At 54.0% G+C, this 18,894-nt stretch carries 16 protein-coding genes; 12 read left to right on the forward strand and 4 right to left on the reverse strand.

Features of this window, described 5'->3' with window-relative positions; genetic code table 11:
- Window positions 1-19 precede the first annotated feature (19 nt).
- From ACFPQ4_RS04630 to ACFPQ4_RS04660, 7 genes are all read left to right on the forward strand, one after another.
- The gene (locus ACFPQ4_RS04630) at window positions 20-1,321 is read left to right on the forward strand and encodes a family 4 glycosyl hydrolase (RefSeq protein ID WP_378110601.1); all 1,302 of its coding nucleotides are present in this window, start codon (window positions 20-22) and stop codon (window positions 1,319-1,321) included.
- A gap of 36 nt (window positions 1,322-1,357) precedes the next feature.
- Window positions 1,358-3,820, forward strand: a complete 2,463-nt coding sequence (locus tag ACFPQ4_RS04635; RefSeq protein WP_378110602.1) for a beta-mannosidase — start codon at window positions 1,358-1,360, stop codon at window positions 3,818-3,820.
- Between the two features lie 283 nt (window positions 3,821-4,103).
- Complete coding sequence (locus ACFPQ4_RS04640) at window positions 4,104-5,201, forward strand: HAMP domain-containing protein (protein WP_378110603.1); 1,098 nt, start codon at window positions 4,104-4,106, stop codon at window positions 5,199-5,201.
- 105 nt (window positions 5,202-5,306) lie between these two features.
- Window positions 5,307-6,011, forward strand: coding sequence for a methyl-accepting chemotaxis protein (locus ACFPQ4_RS04645; protein ID WP_378110604.1), 705 nt, complete (start codon window positions 5,307-5,309; stop codon window positions 6,009-6,011).
- Window positions 6,012-6,067: 56 nt separating this feature from the next.
- The gene (locus tag ACFPQ4_RS04650; RefSeq protein WP_378110605.1) at window positions 6,068-7,129 is read left to right on the forward strand and encodes a glycosyl hydrolase; all 1,062 of its coding nucleotides are present in this window, start codon (window positions 6,068-6,070) and stop codon (window positions 7,127-7,129) included.
- Between the two features lie 21 nt (window positions 7,130-7,150).
- On the forward strand, window positions 7,151-8,161 hold the full coding sequence (locus ACFPQ4_RS04655; RefSeq protein WP_378110606.1) for a phytanoyl-CoA dioxygenase family protein: 1,011 nt from the start codon (window positions 7,151-7,153) through the stop codon (window positions 8,159-8,161).
- A gap of 13 nt (window positions 8,162-8,174) precedes the next feature.
- On the forward strand, window positions 8,175-9,089 hold the full coding sequence (locus ACFPQ4_RS04660) for an NHL repeat-containing protein (RefSeq protein WP_378110607.1): 915 nt from the start codon (window positions 8,175-8,177) through the stop codon (window positions 9,087-9,089).
- Window positions 9,090-9,102: 13 nt separating this feature from the next.
- On the opposite strand, the gene ACFPQ4_RS04665 is transcribed toward ACFPQ4_RS04660, so the two are convergent.
- A complete protein-coding gene (locus ACFPQ4_RS04665; RefSeq protein ID WP_378110608.1) occupies window positions 9,103-9,984 on the reverse strand; it encodes a helix-turn-helix domain-containing protein in 882 nt (293 codons plus the stop codon).
- A gap of 117 nt (window positions 9,985-10,101) precedes the next feature.
- Here ACFPQ4_RS04665 and ACFPQ4_RS04670 point away from each other — a divergent pair, with 117 nt between their 5' ends.
- Together ACFPQ4_RS04670 and ACFPQ4_RS04675 are read left to right on the forward strand one after the other, a co-directional pair.
- Complete coding sequence (locus ACFPQ4_RS04670; RefSeq protein ID WP_378110609.1) at window positions 10,102-10,938, forward strand: phytanoyl-CoA dioxygenase family protein; 837 nt, start codon at window positions 10,102-10,104, stop codon at window positions 10,936-10,938.
- 80 nt (window positions 10,939-11,018) lie between these two features.
- A complete protein-coding gene (locus ACFPQ4_RS04675) occupies window positions 11,019-11,243 on the forward strand; it encodes a hypothetical protein (protein WP_378110610.1) in 225 nt (74 codons plus the stop codon).
- A 243-nt stretch (window positions 11,244-11,486) separates the two neighbouring features.
- Here the strand turns inward: ACFPQ4_RS04675 and ACFPQ4_RS04680 are convergent, their stop codons facing one another.
- Window positions 11,487-11,891 carry a CBS domain-containing protein gene (locus tag ACFPQ4_RS04680; RefSeq protein WP_378110611.1) on the reverse strand — a complete coding sequence of 135 codons (405 nt, stop codon included), beginning with the start codon at window positions 11,889-11,891 and terminating at the stop codon, window positions 11,487-11,489.
- Window positions 11,892-12,284: 393 nt separating this feature from the next.
- On the opposite strand from ACFPQ4_RS04680, the gene ACFPQ4_RS04685 reads away from it, so the two are divergent.
- Both ACFPQ4_RS04685 and infC read left to right on the forward strand, forming a co-directional pair.
- Complete coding sequence (locus tag ACFPQ4_RS04685; RefSeq protein WP_378110668.1) at window positions 12,285-14,624, forward strand: type IA DNA topoisomerase; 2,340 nt, start codon at window positions 12,285-12,287, stop codon at window positions 14,622-14,624.
- A gap of 320 nt (window positions 14,625-14,944) precedes the next feature.
- Window positions 14,945-15,433 carry a translation initiation factor IF-3 gene (gene infC, locus ACFPQ4_RS04690; protein WP_378110613.1) on the forward strand — a complete coding sequence of 163 codons (489 nt, stop codon included), beginning with the start codon at window positions 14,945-14,947 and terminating at the stop codon, window positions 15,431-15,433.
- 38 nt (window positions 15,434-15,471) lie between these two features.
- On the opposite strand, the gene ACFPQ4_RS04695 is transcribed toward infC, so the two are convergent.
- Both ACFPQ4_RS04695 and ACFPQ4_RS04700 read right to left on the reverse strand, forming a co-directional pair.
- Window positions 15,472-16,386, reverse strand: coding sequence for a pseudouridine-5'-phosphate glycosidase (locus tag ACFPQ4_RS04695; RefSeq protein WP_378110614.1), 915 nt, complete (start codon window positions 16,384-16,386; stop codon window positions 15,472-15,474).
- Window positions 16,383-17,483 (reverse strand): carbohydrate kinase, encoded by a 1,101-nt coding sequence (locus tag ACFPQ4_RS04700; protein WP_378110615.1) that lies wholly within the window; start codon window positions 17,481-17,483, stop codon window positions 16,383-16,385. The genes ACFPQ4_RS04695 and ACFPQ4_RS04700 overlap by 4 nt, the downstream gene beginning before the upstream one ends.
- A 103-nt stretch (window positions 17,484-17,586) precedes the next feature.
- On the opposite strand from ACFPQ4_RS04700, the gene ACFPQ4_RS04705 reads away from it, so the two are divergent.
- A complete protein-coding gene (locus ACFPQ4_RS04705) occupies window positions 17,587-18,666 on the forward strand; it encodes an acyl-CoA dehydrogenase family protein (protein ID WP_378110616.1) in 1,080 nt (359 codons plus the stop codon).
- The last annotated feature ends 228 nt before the right edge of the window (window positions 18,667-18,894 follow it).

The following is an 18,894-nucleotide window of genomic DNA, read 5'->3' on the forward strand; positions in this document are numbered from 1 at the left end:
AACTTGGAGGTATATGAAAATGAAAAAACCGAAAATCGCCATGATCGGCGCAGGAAGCTATGTATTCAGTATGGGGCTATTATACGATCTGATCGTGGAGAGAAAGTTCCCCAACAGTCATCTGGTATTGATGGACGTAAACGGGCAAATGGCGGAGACGATGGCGGGAATTGCTCGTCGGATGGCATCCGAGCAAGGCGTGGAGATGCACATTGAATCAACGACGAGCAGGGAAGAAGCGCTGCTTGGAGCAGATTATGTCAGCACTTCGGTAGCGGTCGGTATTATCAAACGCTATGAGATGGATCGGGCCGTCATTGAAAAGTTCGGTTTGAATGAAATCACGAGCGAGTGCGGCGGCGTAGGGGGAATCTCTTATGCGCTGCGTGCGATCCCGTTAATGCTCGAAATTGCCAAAGATATGGAACGCCTATGTCCCAACGCATGGCTCTTCAACGTTTCGAACCCGTTGCCGCGCGTTATGACTGCAATTACTCGGTATACGTCGATTCGCGCTGCGGGCTTCTGCAATGTGGCCAACGGAGGAATCAATGGGTACGAGCAAATCGGCGGATGGCTTGGCCGCAATCCACGTGAGCTGGATATCGTAAGCGGGGGTCTTAACCATTTCAGCTGGCTGCTGTCGGTTCGCGACAAGCAAAGCGGAGAAGATCTGATGCCGCAAGTCAAACAAGCCATTCAACAAGGCGCATGGTCATGGAATAAGCTTTCGGGCAAATGGTTCGAGCAATATGGCTGGCTGCCGCTTGCCGGCGATTCGCATACCGGAGAATTCCTGCCTTACGATCTGTCCACGCCTGCTCATTCGCATGGGGGCTATCATGGCGATCCGAATGAACGAGTAGAACGAATTAGAATGATGGAAGCTGCCGCGGCAGGCACGGGACCGTGGCAGCCGCTTATGCAGGGAAGATCATGGGAGCGCCCGGGGTTGGTCATTGATGCTTTGGTACATGGCACGCCAATGAAGCTGGACATGGTCAACATCGTCAACAAGGGCTACATTGCCAATCTGCCTGAGGGCGCTGTCGTGGAAGTGCCGGCGATTGTGAAGGACGGCCAAATCCAAGGCGTTGCCATTGATCGATTGCCAAGCCCTGTAGGCGAGTTGTGTTCCCAAGTGTCTGCCGTGCACAGCCTGGTGGCCGATGCTGCCGTGCTAGGAGATCGGACGATGGTAGAGGAAGCCGTCATGCTTGATCCGGGAATTGGCGACAAGAAGCAGGCCATTCTGGCGATCCGTGAATTAATCAGTCAACATGAGGATGTACTCCCTCAATTCAAGAACAGAGAAATTTAACTTCATAGTGAGTGTCAGAGAGGGGAAATCATCGTTTTGAATAGATTCTACTTAAATGGAGAGTGGGAGTTCAAGCAAGCAACGGAGCATCGTTGGCTATCCGGACAGGTTCCGGGCTCCGTGGTTGCCGATCTGCTGAATCTTGGGCTATTGGAAGATCCATTCTACCGCGATAACGAGAAGCATACGATCGAGCTTGCCAAACACGATTATGAGTACCGCCGGAAATTCGAGGCGGACGAGGCTTTGCTTGGTCAGGATAAGGTGCTGCTAGTCTGTGAGGGTCTGGATACACTTGCCGAGGTAACGATCAATGGCCATTTGATTGCGTCGACAGACAACATGCACCGCACTTATGAATTCGATGTGAAGTCGTACATCCGACTCGGCGAGAATGACATTCATATTATGTTCCGCTCACCGGTTAACTATATTCACGAGAAGAATGCGGCCGTCGATCTATGGTCGGTGAACTTGAACAACATGCCTTATGCGCATTTGCGCAAAGCGCATTACATGTTCGGCTGGGATTGGGGCCCCGTCATTCCCGATGCGGGAATATGGCGTAATATCTACATTCAGACTTATTCCGAATCGCGCCTGAAGGATGTCTATATGACTCAGCGCCATAGCGAAGATGAAGTGGTGCTGGACGTCGTCGTACAGCCGGACAACTGGACCGGCGCGCAGTTTGATATCGAGGTTGCATTAACGGCGCCGAACGGCAGCACGATTCGTGGAACGGCGTCCGTAATAGACCAGAAGACGACGATCCGAATATCAATCAATGATCCGCAGATCTGGTGGCCGAACGGCTATGGCAAGCAGCCTCTGTACGAAGTGGAAATTGAGCTCAAGCATGACGGAGTCCTCTTGGATCGTCAGCAGAAACGAATCGGCCTGCGCACGATAGAAGTGAGGAGGGAACCGGACGAATGGGGCGAATCGTTCGAGATTGTCATTAATGGCGTAGCGATCTTCGGAATGGGCGGCAACTATATTCCTGAAGATAACGTACTGAGCCGCTGCAATCGAGACAGGTCGGAACGGCTCATTCGGGATTGCGTGGCAGCGAATCACAACATGATTCGCGTCTGGGGAGGCGGCGTCTATCCGGACGATTACTTCTTCGACCTGTGCGACGAGTACGGATTAATCGTCTGGCAAGATTTCATGTTCTCCTGCGCCGTATTCGACATGAACGAGGCGTTCACCGAGACGGTACGCAAGGAAGCGATCGATAATGTTCGTCGCATTCGCCACCATGCCTCTTTCGGACTCTGGTGCGGCAACAACGAGATGGAGATGGGCTGGGTAGATTGGGGCTTCCCGAAGACGCCGAAGCATCGCTTCGATTATTTGAAGCAGTTCGAGATTCTTCTTCCGGAAGTCGTGGCCGAGCATGACCCGAACCATTTCTATTGGCCTGCATCGCCTTCGTCGGGCGGCAGCTTCGATAAACCGAACGATCCGAATCGCGGAGATGTTCATTACTGGGACGTGTGGCACGGGACGACGCCGTTCACGGCGTATCGGGATCATTACTTCCGCTTCTGTTCCGAGTTCGGGTTCCAATCGTTCCCCGAGATGAAGACGATCGAATCGTATACGATCGAAGAAGATCGCAATGTATTCTCGTACATTATGGAACAGCATCAGAAGTGTCCGGGCGGAAACGGGAAAATATTGTCCCAGATTTCGGAAAACTATCTGTATCCCAAGGATTTGGATTCGCTAGTCTATGTGTCCCAGCTTCTTCAGGCAGAAGCGATAAAATACGGCGTCGAGCATTGGCGTCGGCATCGCGGCAGATGCATGGGAGCGATCTATTGGCAGCTTAACGATAGCTGGCCGGTAGCTTCATGGTCGGGCATTGATTCTTTCGGAAGATGGAAGGCGCTGCATTATGCGTCGAAGCGATTCTTCAATCCCCTTCTGGCATCGGCAATGGAGACGGGAACGAAGGTTGAATTGCATGTGTCCAATGAATCGCTCGATACGGTGTCCGCCCAACTGGAATGGAAGCTTCGTGACGCAGGAACGGATGTGCTTGAGCAAGGGGCGATTGATGTAGAATCCGTTCGATTAAGCAGCATGAGGGTCGTGTCGCTCGATTTCGCCGAGCAGCTGTCGGACACTTCGCGCATGAGATCCGCCTATCTGGAATTTGCTTTGAAGAGGGATGGAGTAACGGTCAGCGAAGGTACGGTTCAGTTCGTGAAGCCGAAGCATTTCCTGTTCGCCGACCCGAATCTTACGGCAACCGTTCTGGAGGAACAAGACGCCTTCGTTATTCGCGTGAGAGGACAAGCGTTCGCCAAATTCGTGGAATTGAAGCTGAGCGATGCGGATTGCAGCTTCAGCGACAACTACTTTGACCTCTCTGCCGATTCCTTGAAGGAAGTGGTCGTGAAGAAGTCAAGTTTATCCACGCCTTTGACTCAAGACCAGCTTCAAGACCAGTTGCTGCTACGGAGCTTGTACAATACGGCGCAATAGCGGCACGATCATCGTTTGACTTTCGGGGGGAATCGCAACTGACTGCGCAAAAGAACGGAAATGGGATTACCAGGCTGTGGGATCGGATTGGCCAAGCTTCTTCCGGTCGGTCTAGAATACGTCTTTCGATAGGGATGCGGCTATTTTTCATTTCTTCGTAAGCTTGGTGATATTCGTCGCTGCTGTCGGCTTATTCTCCTATCAGTAAAGCAAGAAGATCATTGAGGACAAAGTCGGCGAGTTTGCGACTCTGGCAACCGTAGAAACAAGCGACAAGCTGAAAATGACATACGAGAGCTACGAGAAAATTATGCTGCGCTTCGTCGCGGAGGAATCGTTCAGCGCGGCCTTCAAGAAATATAATGAGCTGCCCCCGGGTAACGGGCCGGATCTCGCAAGGGAGCTAAAGGAAGAAGCGCTGCTGGACTTCACGAAATTGATCCGGGGCTCGATCTTTACGGACAAATATGTGTATGGCGTGAAGTTAGTGCTGCCAAGCGGCGCGCTGCTTACGTCGGCCGGCGGAAAAAACCTGGAGGCGAAAGAGGTCAAGCTCGAGAAGGCGGCAGGTTATTTCTCTAAGGAGCCATGGTTCATTCAGGCGATTGAACGAGGCGGCGATCTGGTCTGGTTGGATACGAATCCGGAAGGAATATCCGGCGATTCGCAGCCGACCTTCGGCATGAGCCGGCTGGTGAAAGATGCGGCAACGGGTAATCCGGCCTATGTTGTCATGCTTGAAATTAAGGCGGACGCGCTCGCGGATCAATTGAGAAGCCTGGACTTGGGCGATCAAGGTGTCAAGGCGATCGTCAACGCCAGCGATACGATCATCTACTCGGAGCAGCCGGAGCTCATCGGAAGCGGGTTCGCGATTCGGCTGTCCGAGAACGGCGAACAACGATCGTCGATCGGCAAAGAGACCTTCACGAATGAGGAAGGTCAGATACAGCTCGTATCCTACGCCCGTTCGATAGAAAGAAACGATTGGTACATGGTGACCGCCGTGCCGGTCAGCGAATTAGTCCGCGACTCCAAACAAATCTTGAACATGGTCTGGATGATTCTGGTCGTTGCGGCAGTAGTTACGGTATTGATTGGCGTCTATATGGTAGCGACTGTGGGCAGACCGCTCATCAGGCTGCGGAATCTAATGGTTGAAGGGGAACAAGGCATCCTGACCGTCCGGGCAAACATTCGCAGGAAGGATGAGATCGGCGAAGTCGGACACTCCTTCAATCGGATGATGGATACCATTACGGAGCTTGTGCAGCATACGAATCGCTCCGCAGATGAAGTTCTGTCGACTGCAGCCGAGTTGTCCTCCGTATCCCAAAGTACCGCGCTCGCAGCCAAGGAAATTTCGGCCGCTACGGAGTAGATTGCAGCCGGAGCCGGCGATCTGGCATCTGAGGCGGAGAAGGGAAACGGTATTACGGTCGATTTAAGCTCTCGAGTAGCCGAAGTCGTTCGCTTTAATTCGAAGATGAGTCAATCGGCTGCGGAAATGGTGGAAGTTAGCGAAGACGGTACCGAACAAATGAACCGATTAATCGGTAAAACGAGCAAGACGGAATCGATGACTAGATCGATGATAGACAAAGTCGAGAAGCTGAAAGAAAGCACCGGTTCCATTCGTAAAATCCTTATTATGCTGAATAGCATAACGAATCAGACCAATATTCTGTCTTTGAACGCATCTATTGAAGCTGTCCGCGCCGGCGCCGCAGGGAAAGGGTTCATGGTCGTAGCCGAAGAAATCCGCAAGCTTGCGGATCAATCCCGCCAGTCGATCCAGGTTGTCGGCGAGATTACGGAGCTCATCCAGGGCGAGATTGAGGAAACGGTGAATGTTCTTACGGAAGCGTATCCGCTATTCCAGGAGCAAATGAGTTCCGTGAAGGACACGGACTCGCTGTTCAGACGAGTAAGGGAACAGATGGGCGAATTGATTTCCGATATGGAAGAAGCAACCCGTTCGATCCGAGATTTGGACAAGGTGCAGGTAGAACTGTCCGGATCGATGTCCAATGTTAGCGCGGTTTCCGAGCAAGCTTCGGCCACGTCGGAGGAAGTCGCATCGCTTACGGTTCAACAGCGTCATGCGAGCGACGGACTTGTCGAATTGTCCGGGAAACTGGAGGGATTGTCTGCTGCGCTGAAAGAAACGCTCAGCAGATTCACGCTTTAATGCAACAGCAAGCAAGAATGATTATTGGAGTATGTATGAGTCAAGGAGCGGACGATATGCAACAAAAACATCAGCCGATGAACGCGGATTCCAGACTGCAAGTACAGCCCCAGCTTATCAACCCTAATGCGACGGATCATACGAAGCGCTTAATGACCTATTTATGCGACATCTATGGGCATCGGATGTTGACAGGGCAACAGATTGGCGTCGTATCGATGCCGGAGATCGAGATCATCCATGAGCAGACCGGACTGCGTCCGGCTCTCATCGGATTTGACTTCATGAATGACTCGCCGTCTCGCGTCGAAAGAGGGACGGTCGGTACCGATACAGAATTGGCCATTCAATGGGGCAAGGAAGGCGGCCTCGTTACTTTCTGTTGGCATTGGAACGCTCCGATGGACCTAATCGATGAGGGGCCCGATCGCTATTGGCACAGCGGATTCTATACCCAATCAACCACCTTCGATCTGGGGAAAGCGATGGACGATCAATCGTCCGAAGCATACAGACTGATCGTTCGCGACATCGATGCCATTGCCAGCCAATTGAAGCGATTGCAGGAAGCGGATATCCCGGTGTTGTGGCGACCGCTTCACGAAGCGTCGGGGGCGTGGTTCTGGTGGGGTGCGAAAGGTCCGACGCCTTACCTGAAGCTATGGAAGCTGATGTACGATCGGATGACCCATCATCATCGACTGAACAATCTTATCTGGGTGTGGAACGGGCAGCACCGCGATTGGTATCCGGGAGATGAATATGTCGATATCATCGGAGAAGATGTCTATGGACCCGCGAGGGATTACTCCTCGCAAGCGGAGAGGTTCAATCTCGCACTCTCCTATACGGCAGTGAACAAGATCGTTGCATTGTCGGAGAATGGGCCTTTGCCCGATCCTGATCAATTGATTCGCGATGGTGTCCCATGGGCGTGGTGCTGCACGTGGTACGGAGACTTCATCTGGAAGAAGGAACAGGATCGCGAGGTTTACACGGAACACTATACGGAAGCGCACATGTTGAACAAATTATATCAGCATCCTTTTACCGTTACGAAGGAAGAACTGCCTGACATCAGAGCTTACCGATTACCCGACTCTAACGAACGGGGATAAAATTCACGGAGGGATTCGATAATGGGGAACAACTATACGCAGAAATCCAGGCAGCGGCAGGATCGATACTTGGTCGGCGTGAAGGATTATACGCAATATCATCGAGACGGATATCTGATCGCGAAGGGACTGCTGGCCGAGGATGACGTCCGTATGCTGTTCAATCTGGCTGAACAATCCAGGTTAGGCATCAAAACCGACATAAGCCAAGCCGACCCGTCGAGCAAAGATCCGTTAAAAGATGAATTCGTTAGTGCGACCCGCGTCCATATGCTGTCTAGAGTCAATTCCGATGCAGAACAGGGCATGCTTAATCCGCGTATTCTGGACGTCATCGAGGCGTTGGTCGGTCCGGATGTGTATGCGCTGCAGTCGATGATGTTTCTCAATCCTCCCGGAAGGGGCGGGCAAGGCTGGCATCAGGACTCCTACTATGTCAAGACGCTCCCGGATACCTTGATCGGAGCTTGGATTGCGCTTGAAGATGTCGATGAAGAGAACGGCTGCTTATGGGTGGTGCCAGGCTCGAACCATGAGCCGATCTACCCTGCGGCTCATGCTGGGGGGGGGCATGTTCATGCCGTCGATGCCTTCAGCGACTTGAATTCAGTCGAGAATGTCAGTCATCTGGACGATGATGTCAACACCTTATCGAAGGTCGTCGCTCATTATCCTCCGCCGATTCCCGTAACCATGAAGGCGGGGGACGTGCTATTCTTCCATTCCCATCTCTTTCACCGCTCGTATCCGAACCGTACGACGGATCGTTACCGCCGTTCGTATGTGTGTCACTATTGCAATGCGCGTTCCTGGATTCCATGGGATCATGACGGCTACGAAGGAAATTCGGGCAATTATCGGCAAATATTGGCGAGAGGAAGAACGCATCTTCCTTATGCCGAGCCCGCATTCGGGACAGAAGTATTCCTATCCGATGAGGACGATGACAGCTCCGACAGCGTGCGCATGATGGGAATGGACGACGGAATGATGATGCCTGTCGTTCAGAAGAAAGATGAAGCCATAGATTGAAGGAGGAGTTAGGGTGATCGTAGGATCGAACTCGCATACTTATCGGGTCGTTCAAGGTTGGGCCAAGTGGCCTGCTTCGGTACAGGCAGGTTATACGCATGGCATCGTGACGGATTCGGAGGATCGGGTGTACGTGTTCCATACCGGCACGCCATCGATCGTCGTCTTCACGGAGCAAGGAGAGTTCATCCGTGCATTCGGCCATTCCTTCGAAGGCGGAGCGCATGGCTTCTACCTGCATCGGGATCAGAATGGCGAGTTTCTGTACGTGACAGATACGAACCGCGGACTGATGGTTAAGCTGACGCTTGAAGGCGAAGAGCTGCTGAAGATCTGCGTCCCAGATGCTCCGGGCCTATACGATGCGGAGCGTCCATATGTTCCCACGGATGTAGCGGTTGGACCGACTGGCGATATCTATATCTCGGACGGTTACGGTCAGAATTGGATTCATCGCTACTCCTCCGAGGGAGTCTACATTCAATCTTGGGGAGGTACCGGCTCGGAGCCGGGCCAGTTCCAATGCCCCCACGGTCTCTCCGTAAATCCGCGAAGCCGGGAGCCGGAGCTGTACGTAGCCGACAGGGGCAATTCGCGTATTCAAGTGTTCACGATGGATGGGCAGTTCAAGCGGATGTTCGATAACGACATGGACCAGCCCTGCAGCTTCTTCTTCGCCGGAGACGAGATGTATTTCCCGGATTTGCACAGTCGATATACGATCTTCGACAAGAACGATACGTTGATTACCCATTTGGGCGAAGATCAGCGAGCCTACAAGCAACCGGGTTGGCCGAATTTGCCGAAGGAGTATTACCGAGACGATCGGTTTAGTTCGCCTCACGGCGTATGCGTGGATTCCAGAGGGAACGTATATGCCGCGGAATGGATTGCCGACGGCAGAGTGACGAAGCTGGAGAGGCTGTAATGCCTCCTGCCTGCTAGGGTCGTACTTCGCTGCGATAGCTGCCAGGCGACCGTCCCACGCGCTTTCGGAACATTTTGGAGAAATGATGGACGTCCGCAAAGCCGCAATAAACGGCGATCTTATCTTGCGATAGCTCAGTTGTTGCCAGCAGCTCTTGAGCGTGCTGAATTCTTAGATTTAATAAATATTGATGAGGCGGAATGCCGAATTCCTGCTTGAACAATTCCCGAAATCGGGAAGGGGACAAGTTCGCTCTGCCGGCCATGTCCTGAATGGATAATGGCTCGGATAAGCGGAAGGAGAAGTATGAGGTAATCCAGTTGAAGGACTGGACCGAGGATGACGATAGATTGTCGTCCTTACTGTGATCGCGAATGATCGAACAGACGAGCTCCATAGCCAGACACTGGGATTCCAGCTTCCGAAGCGGACTCGGATCGCGCCAGTTCTTCATCATCTCAAGCAACCGGTCTCGGAAGAGAACCGGTTCTTTGGGCTTCAGCGCGATCGGAATCCGGACGCCGGACAGGTCGTTCAGCTTGGGCTGCATATATTGCTGATATGCCGTCACATCGGTTTGACCGGCGCGCGTCGGGAAGCTGAGCTCGCGATCGGACTGGTAAAAAAAATCAAGATGGGCATAGGGTGTTATCGTATTCGTCAAGCCGTGCAAATCGTGGATCGTTCCGGGCTGCAGCAAGCAGAAATCGCCGCTAGTGAACCTATGCTCCTGGTTATCCGCGTGCACGATTAGAGTTCCTTCCTGAACGTATATAATCAGATAATCCAGCAGCTTACGGTAGGGGAAGTAATAAGGGAGACGAATCGCATAGTCGCATTCGCGGATATAGGGTAAGATCGGCTGCGTTCTTTGCAATTCCGATAAGTCCAGCATGTATGGCCTCCTGGTATCTCCATCATTTTTGACAAATGAAATAAGCAACGATCACAAAGACAGGCGTTCTACGAAACATTATAATTCAATTATTATCACACGAAAAGAGGGCTTACATTGAGCGATAAGCGGGATCTTCAGCAGTTGTCTGTATTGGATAGAGAAGTCGAATTGACAAAAGAATTCATTGAAGCCTATCAGAAGAACGGACATGCGATTGTTCGAGGCGCCGCCGACGAACAGGAAATCGCCGCATACCGCGAAGTCATAGCAGAATTGGTTAAGGAATTGAATACTCAGAATGTTCCGCTGAATGAAAGAGATACATACGGCAAAGCTTTTATTCAAATCGGGAACTTATGGACGCATAGCGAAGCCGTCAAGCGCTTTGTAATGGCCAAGCGGTTCGCTAAAATTGCCGCCGAATTGATGGGTGTCAAGGGAGTGCGGATTTATCACGATCAAGCTTTGTTCAAGGAACCTGGCGGGGGACATACGCCTTGGCATCAGGATCAGATTTATTGGCCTCTCGATACGGACAAGACGATTACGATGTGGATGCCGTTAGTTCATGTGTCGGAAGAAGTAGGGTCCATGACGTTCGCTTCCGAATCTCATAAGAATGGATTCGTCAGCAAGCAAGTGATTTCGGACGAGTCGAACAGGACATTAGCGGCGTACATCGAGTCGAAAGGGTTGGATGTCGTGAATTATGGCGCGATGAAGGCCGGAGATGCCACGTTCCATGCAGGCTGGACGCTGCACAGCGCGCCGAATAATCCTACGGATCAAATGCGAGAAGTTATGACGATCATCTACATCGCCGACGATTCGATCATAGCTGAACCCGACAGTAATGCAAGGAAGAATGACCTTGCTTCATGGTTCCCTGGGCTGAAGCCCGGTGATGTTGCGGCAAGTCCGATCAATCCGTTGGTGTATTCAAGAGAATAAAGCTATTTGTATCGTTAATGGATCGCCAAGGGGGCTGTCCCATAAGTGAATTCATAATTCACTGGTAGAGACAAATGAGGATGGAGCAGGCTCTATATCTGCTCCATCCTCATTTTGTTTTTATGGCGGTGCTGGATTTCAAACTTGCTCTCGGTCTTTCTTTACTCTCGTATCGGAATTCAGGTGTTTGCCGGAGCGTAAACGATTACAGGCTGGGCAAGTCGATCGGAATGCCGCATAGTCGCGAAGAGACGACGTATTACGGCGCGTTCCGGACGATCGCCGCGAGCATCTGCTCTCCGTAAATCCCGCGAGCAGGATCAATCTCTGGACGCCGCTCCAGCGCAGGCCGTTCGCGACATTGGCCGCCTATACGCGCTGCCGGTGCTCGACTTATACGACGAAAGCGGATTTAATCGGATTACGCTGCCTCATTTCACGGACGACCCTTGCATCCGAACGCCCGAGATCACGAGAGGTACAAGTGTTGACCCATAATAGTAGAAACCGGGTTCGCCGCAGCTTTCTCGAAGCAAACCCGGTTTCCGTCAATCCGTAATATTCCTTGTATAATACTCGATAATGTCTCTGCGCCTTATGATGCCGATGAATAGTCCGTCGTCGGCGACGACCGGAACGAAGTTCTGGTCCGCCGCAAGCTGCAGCATGTCGTCCAAATCAGCGCCCAGTTGAACGCATTCGTGATGGATGCGTTTTTTGATTTGGGTGACGGGGATGGTGTCCAGGTTATCGAACGTAAGACCGGGCGTGTTCTTCAGCTTCCATAGCAGGTCGCCCTCGGATAGCGTTCCGATATATTTGCCTGTCTCGTCGATTACCGGGATGGCCGAGTAGTTACAGCGCTCCAGATGCGTAATCGCATCGAGCATCGTGGCGCCAGCAGAGAGGTACGCCACTCGATCCTTGGGTAGCAAAAAATGCTCAATCCTCATAACGATCCCTCCAGTGGGTCAGAAGTTACCTCTTATTAAACCACAAAACGCCTGTTCAATGTAACCAATTAACATTATTTGCATGATTCACGCGGCCTTGCCCATAGTGCGGAAGCTTTATCCATCTCTCGAGCTCCGTCGTTGAATCCTATGGTCAGCCGATAGGCATATAGCGCGATCGACGAACCCGTGGTATGATTTTGTGTATACAATACGTGGCGAAGAACGCCCCCGGCCGACGGCCTTCTGTCTGCCGGGGGTTCGTTGTTCGTTACTCATAACGAATGAGCTTCGCGGTCATTTTATTCTGAATAACCTATGACATGAACGTGATCCGCCTTTCTAAGCGAGGCGACGACCGTTCATGCTTGGCGCGGAGAGGAACGAGCAGACCTGAAGACGCTGATTATCGCGGAAAAGCCCGACATGGGCCGCAACATCGCCGCCGTCATTGAGCCGAAGGCGCAGAATCGACGTTCGTACCTTGAAGGAGACAAGTTCATCATCACCTGGGCGATCGGCCATCTCATCGGGTTGGCGGAACCGGACTTGTACGATGAGAAGTATAAAAAATGGCGTTTCGGCGACCTTCCGATCATACCGGACGCGTTCAAGCTGCTGCCGAATCCTCGTACGAAGGATCAGCTGCAGGTGATCAAGGAGCTTGCGGAGCGTAGTAACGCGCTCGTTAACGCGTGCGACGCGGGGCGCGAGGGGCAGCATATTTTCTCGCTTATCGTACGCCACCTTGGGTTGCGACAGCCGGTTAAGCGGTTATGGATTTCCGACCTGACGGCAGAGACGATACGCAAAGGGTTCGACGAGCTGAAGGACAACGAGGAATACTTGAATTTGACCCGAGCGGCAAGGGCGCGCAGCGAAGCGGATTGGCTGATCGGGATGAACGGCTCGCGGGCTTTCACGACGAAGCATAACGAGCTTCTTTCCGTTGGCCGCGTGCAGACGCCGGTGCTCGCTCTGATCTACGACCGGCAGAAGCAGATCGAAGCGTTCGACTCGCTCAAGTTCTACGATATTACCGGCTCGTTCACCCAAGCGGCGACGACGTATCGCGGCATTTGGCAAGGGGAGCGGATTACGGATAAGGATAAAGCCGACGCGATCGCGGCCAAGGTCAAAGGCAAGACCGGCACGATCGCCAGCTATGAGGTTAAAGATACGAAGGAATATCCGTTCAAGCTGTACGACCTGACCCTGCTGCAGCGGGAAGCGAACGGGAAGTTCGGCTTTTCCGCGAAGAAGACGCTCGACACGGCGCAGGCGCTGTACGAGAAGCACAAGGTTATCTCCTATCCTCGTACGAACTCCAACTACGTGAACGAGCAGAACATTCCGGAGATGCACCGGATTCTCGATTCGATGCGCAGCTCTTCGGACTACGGCGAATTCGTCGCAGGGGCGAACAAGCGGTTCGTCCATACTGGGAACAAGGCTGTGTGCAATCCGTCGAAGGTCGAGGACCACCATGCCATCATGCCGACGATGAAGAAGCCACAGGGGCTGAGCCCGGACGAGAAGAAGCTGTACGATCTGATCGTGAAGCGGTTCCTGTCGCACTTCTATCCGGCGGCGGAATATAAGGTACATACGGTACTTACCGAGGTGGAGCAAGAGAGCTTCAAGACGACGGTGAAGCAGCTGTTGTCGCTCGGTTGGAAGATCATTTATGCTGGCGATCAGGAGAACAGCAAGAAAGACGGTCCCAAGAGCAAGGACAGCGGCAAGGAAGACAGCGGATCCGGCCCTGCGCAAGAGGACGAGGCGGAGGAGACAGATGCTCCGTTCGAGCTTGATGCGACGCAATCGGTGCGATGCGAAGACGCCGAGGTGAAGGCTAAGGAGACGCAGCCGCCGAAGCATTACACCGAGGGCACGCTGCTGAAGGCGATGGAAAGCGCGGGCAAGCAGATCGAGGACGACGAGCTGCGCGACGCGATGAAGGATTCGGGGCTCGGCACGCCGGCGACGCGCGCGGCGACGATCGAGCGGCTGAAGCAGGTCGGGTACGTGGACATGCAGGGCAAGCGGATCATGCTGACGCAAAAAGGACGCATAGCCGTCGAGCTCATCCGCGGAGCGGGAGTCGAGCTGCTCACTTCTCCGGAGATGACCGGACAGTGGGAGCGCAGATTGAACGAAATTTCGCGCGGACAAGCGTCCGCCGACACGTTCATGGAGAACGTGAAGAAGTTTACGCGGTTAATCATCGCCAAAGTCAGCGATCAACGTCCGGCGATGAAGAACGCGTTCGCCTCGGCTGAACCGCAGGCGGGGAGCAAGGGCGGCAAAGGCGGGAAGACTTCCGGTGAGAGCGGTAAAGGGGACGCGAAGTCTGCAAAGGCGGGCACGGGCGCATCTTTCGCGCGTTCCACCGGAACCCGAACGGCTAAGGCTGCCGGTTCGGCGGCTACCGCAACTGCCGCGCCGCCTTCGCCCGGCGTGATCGCTGCTTGCCCTCGGCCGGGCTGCGGCGGGCAGCTGTTCATGGGACGCAAAGGCTACGGCTGCAGCAACTACCGCACCGGCTGCGGCTTCGTTATCTGGAAGGAAAGCCTCGGCCGCTCGCTGACCGATGCGATGGTGAAGAGTCTAGCCGAGAAGGGCAAGACGGCCAAGCTCAAGTTCGGCGGCCAAGACGGCGAAGAGCCGTTCGAGGCGCGAATCTCGCTGACTAACCCCGTTACGGGGGAGCTTGCGTTGGAGCGGGTGTAGGCATATAATTCTTCGAAATGGAGAATTTTAAGTTGTGCGGCATATGGATAAGATATAAAATGTAAATAGAATTATTTACAAAAAAAGAGAACGGCCCGCCAGCCGTTCTCCTGTACAACGCTTGGGTGGGATACCTCCGAGCTAAGCCACGAATGACCCGTCACCGGTGCGGACCTGGGCGGGTTATTTTCGTTTCAGATAAGTGAGAAGCGCGAGCAAAAACATCGCGAAAACCTACAAATATACCAAATTATGTTTAAATGCATAAGTAGTTTAATAACTTAATAATCCTGAACATCTAAGAGGAGGAAACCATCACCATGATCCTTATGAACGAGAAGATTAAAGCGTCCGAGCTAGCACTGACGGGACTTAACGGCGAGAATCTTGGCGTCGTATTGCGGGACGAGGCGCTGCGCATGGCACGCGAGCTTAAAGCGGACCTCGTTTGCACGTCGCTCTTCAGCAGCCCGCCTCCGTGCAAGCTGGTCGCCAGAGGCATGGCGAAGCAGGAAGTGGCTCAAGAGAAACAAGCCGTCCGCAAGCAGGATGGGCCGCTTAAGGTCAAGGAAATCCGGTTGACGGCGAGCATCGAAGACCACGATTACGATACGAAATGCAGGCAAGCGGACAAGCTGCTCTCGACGGGCAACGCCGTTCAATTCGTCGTGAAAATTCAAGGCAAGGAAGGGCCGCAAGCCAAAGAGCTGCTGGAGCGCCTGCTGAAGGATTTGGCCGCAAGCGGCAAGAAGGAAACCGGTATTCAGCTAAGCGGCAAACAAGCGGCCGTCAAGGTACTCCCTCTGTAGGAGGAGGCTTGACGACCGCTTGCGCATGTCGATAGCTATTATTTAGAGGCTTTCAGAGCGACGGCGAGTTGAGCGGCGACTTTCGCGTTGTTATATACGAGCGCGATGTTAGTCTCAAGGCTGCGACCTGCGGTCAGCTCCTTGATGCGAGCGAGCAGGAACGGCGTAACCTTTTTGCCGGTTATGCGTTGCTCCTTCGCTTCGTTAAGCGCCTGCTGAATGACGCCTTCGATTTCCTCTTGCTTAAGCGCCGATTCCACGGGTACCGGATTCGCGATGATCGCGCCGCCTTCCAGACCGAGCTCCCACTTCGTGCGGAGCATATCGGCGACTTGCGCCGGCTCGTCTAGCCGGAAGTCGACGCCGTAGCCGCTCTCCCGCGCGTAAAACGACGGGAATTCGTCGGTCTTATACCCGACGACCGGAACGCCGTGCGTCTCGAGAAATTCCAGCGTTCGGCCGATATCGAGAATCGACTTGGCGCCGGCGCAGACGACGGCGACGTTCGTGCGCGCCAGTTCCGTCAAGTCCGCGGATACGTCCATCGTCGTCTCGCCTTCGCGGTGAACGCCGCCGATGCCGCCCGTGGCGAACACATGAATGCCGGCGAGCGCCGCGCCGATCATCGTCGCCGACACGGTCGTCGCTCCGATGCGGCCGGAGGACAGCATGTACGGGAAGTCGCGGCGGCTGACTTTGTCGACGTGTTTGTTCGTGGCGAACGCTTCGAGCTCTTGCTCGTTGAGTCCGATTTTCACTTTGCCGTCCATAATGCCGATAGTGGCGGGAACAGCTCCTTCGGCGCGGATGATGGCCTCGACTTTGCGGGCCATTTCGATATTTTGCGGGTATGGCATACCGTGCGAAATGATCGTCGTCTCCAGCGCTACGATCGGCTTGCTCAAAGCTAGCGCCTCGCGTACTTCGTCGGTATAAGTTAAGTAGGGGTTCATTCGAATCGCTCCTTGATCGTATGGTGTAGGGTGTCTTCGTTCAGAGCGGACGATACCGAGCGGTTCGTCCGCAGCGTCAGGTGCGCGGCGGCAAGGCCGTAACGGCAAGCGTCCGAGTAGGATACATCATGCAGGATGCCGTATGCGACGCCGGCAACGAACGCGTCTCCGGCGCCCGTCACATCGACGATGTCGGTCGGGATAGGCGACAGCAGCCAGCTCTGCCCGGCTCCAGCGTAGAAAATGCCGTGCTGTCCGAGCGTGATGAGCACGTGGGAGACGCCCCGCCGCTGAATGGCAGCTGCAAGAGCAGGGTAGTCGGGAGTATCCGTCGGCGTCAATCCGGACAGCTCGAACGCTTCCTCTGCATTCGGGAAGATGGCCGTCACGCCGGTCAGATCCGCTGGAAGCTTCGCTGCTTTGTTGGACGATACGGGATCGATGAACAGTGGCAGATCGGCATCCTTGCAACGTCTGATCAATTCCTCGAGACAGTCCGCGGGGATGTTAGTATCCGCGATCACGAGCCTCGAAGCCGCGATATGCGACCATCGCTCTTGAATCATTCGGATGGAAAACTTATCGTAGATGCTCATGTCGGCGAACGCGACGTACATCTCGCCCGTATGGTCCAACAACGCCGTGTACGACCCGGTTTTATCGCCGGGCAATACATAAGTTAGTCCAGTATTGACGCCGCTGGCGGCGGTTTCCCTCTGCACCCATTCTCCGGCTTGATCGTCGCCGATAACGGTCAATAACGACACGTCGCAGGCAAGATTCGCTAGGTTCTCCGCAATGTTACGCGCAACGCCTCCGCAAGCGTACTCGACTTGAACCGGATTCGAGGAGGCGGGACGGATCGCCTTAAGGCTCGTCGCCTTGCTGTCGAGATTCGCGCCGCCTATGCAAAGAACGGCGTTCTCTTGCGCGGTGACGTAGGCCCGTCCGCGAATGACGCCTTTGCGCGTCAGCGATGCGATGTGGCCGGCGACCGCCGAACGGGAAATGCCGACGCTCTCCGCGATCTCGTTCTGGGTAATGAACGGATTATGGCGGATGAGAGCAAGAATTTGATTTTCGCGATCCATCGGCATGTTCCTTTCTCTTGTTACGTGACTTCATTGTAAACCTCGAACAAACAAAAGTCCATATCATAAACATTTGTTCGCAAGACTAGGAAAACGAGGGGGAATTAGGATGACGGTGCGTTTTGACGACTCATTCGTGTCGGAAGCAAGAAGGCGTTCGGCTAGCATGGAGCAAGCGCGGACGATAGATCCGCTGTTGCTCGATTATATTTACGAGAACAAATTATTCAAGCAGTTCGTGCCGAAGTCGTTAGGCGGTCTCATGCTTCCGCTGCCGGAAGCGCTCCGCGTATTCGAGACGGCAGCGTGGATCGACGGAAGCTTCGGGTGGCTTGTTACGATCGGTTCCGGCGGCGGCTTCTTCTCGGCGACGCTGCCTCCGAGATGGGCAAGCGAATTGTTCGGACACGATAAAGCCGTCGTTGCGGGCAGCGGACATCCGAACGGGATCGCCAAGCCGGTCGATGGCGGTTACGTCGTTAGCGGTCGTTGGTCGACATGCAGCGGCTCGACGTTCGCTAGCGTATTTACCGCGAATTGCCGGATCGCGGGGGCTGACGGCCAATCGAGCGCGGAGGATCCGATTCGGTCCTTCGCGTTCATGCCGGATCAAGTGGACATTATTCGCGATTGGAACGCCTTCGGCATGCGCGCGACCGATAGCCACTCGATCGTCGTTAAGGACGCTTTCGTTCCCGCTGACCGGACGTTCGATATTTTATCCACGCCGCGCTTCGATGATCCGATCTTCCGTTATCCGTTCTTGCCGTTCGCCCAAACTTCGTTCGCTGCCGTAAGTATCGGCGTAGGGAGACACTTCTTGGAGGAGGCGGCGGAGTTCACGGAGCGAAAGGCGGCGGAATGGTCGATAGCGAAGCCGGAGCGGCTTGCCGCTATGCGTAGACGTCTTGAGGCGCAAACGAGCGCACTCGCTCAAGCGACGTCTCGATTCTACGACATCGTGGATACGACGTGGCCCGCGTTCGTCCAGGCTGGTCAATTGAGCGCGTCCGACGAGCAGGAGATCGGGCGACTCAGCCAGGAAGCGGCGAAAGCCGCGCTTGCCGCGGCTCGCGACATTTTCCCGTTGCTCGGCATGGCGGCGCTGATGGAAGACCATCCGCTCAACCGGACTTGGCGCGATCTGCACACGGTCACTCAGCATGCCGTGCTGGTGCCGTTGGATTGAGGTAAGCGGATGTATACTCGAACATAAAGTTGACGCGAAAGACCCACCCTCGCTAGGAGGGCGGGTCTTGTTGGCATTATTAGCGTTATCGTACAACGTTATTTACTCGAAACGGCCTTGGAATCGCGTGTTGTCGGGCGAATACGTTATGTCGTAACGTTATGTCGTAACGTTATTCCGAAGCGATAGCAACCTTAGGCGGAAATAAGGTGATTGTATAACGTTAAA

It is taken from the genome of Cohnella yongneupensis, from assembly GCF_042655785.1.
Lineage (GTDB): Bacteria > Bacillota > Bacilli > Paenibacillales > Paenibacillaceae > Cohnella > Cohnella yongneupensis.

Bases quoted from the DNA above. Each gene is read 5' to 3' on its own strand.
- ACFPQ4_RS04630 (WP_378110601.1), top strand. From the start codon at position 20: ATGAAAAAACCGAAAATCGCCATGATCGGCGCAGGAAGCTATGTATTC.
- ACFPQ4_RS04640 (WP_378110603.1), top strand. From the start codon at position 4,104: ATGACATACGAGAGCTACGAGAAAATTATGCTGCGCTTCGTCGCGGAG.
- ACFPQ4_RS04645 (WP_378110604.1), top strand. From the start codon at position 5,307: ATGAGTCAATCGGCTGCGGAAATGGTGGAAGTTAGCGAAGACGGTACC.
- ACFPQ4_RS04650 (WP_378110605.1), top strand. From the start codon at position 6,068: ATGCAACAAAAACATCAGCCGATGAACGCGGATTCCAGACTGCAAGTA.
- ACFPQ4_RS04655 (WP_378110606.1), top strand. From the start codon at position 7,151: ATGGGGAACAACTATACGCAGAAATCCAGGCAGCGGCAGGATCGATAC.
- ACFPQ4_RS04665 (WP_378110608.1), bottom strand. From the start codon at position 9,984: ATGCTGGACTTATCGGAATTGCAAAGAACGCAGCCGATCTTACCCTAT.
- ACFPQ4_RS04675 (WP_378110610.1), top strand. From the start codon at position 11,019: ATGGAGCAGGCTCTATATCTGCTCCATCCTCATTTTGTTTTTATGGCG.
- ACFPQ4_RS04680 (WP_378110611.1), bottom strand. From the start codon at position 11,891: ATGAGGATTGAGCATTTTTTGCTACCCAAGGATCGAGTGGCGTACCTC.
- infC (WP_378110613.1), top strand. From the start codon at position 14,945: ATGATCCTTATGAACGAGAAGATTAAAGCGTCCGAGCTAGCACTGACG.
- ACFPQ4_RS04695 (WP_378110614.1), bottom strand. From the start codon at position 16,386: ATGAACCCCTACTTAACTTATACCGACGAAGTACGCGAGGCGCTAGCT.
- ACFPQ4_RS04700 (WP_378110615.1), bottom strand. From the start codon at position 17,483: ATGCCGATGGATCGCGAAAATCAAATTCTTGCTCTCATCCGCCATAAT.
- ACFPQ4_RS04705 (WP_378110616.1), top strand. From the start codon at position 17,587: ATGACGGTGCGTTTTGACGACTCATTCGTGTCGGAAGCAAGAAGGCGT.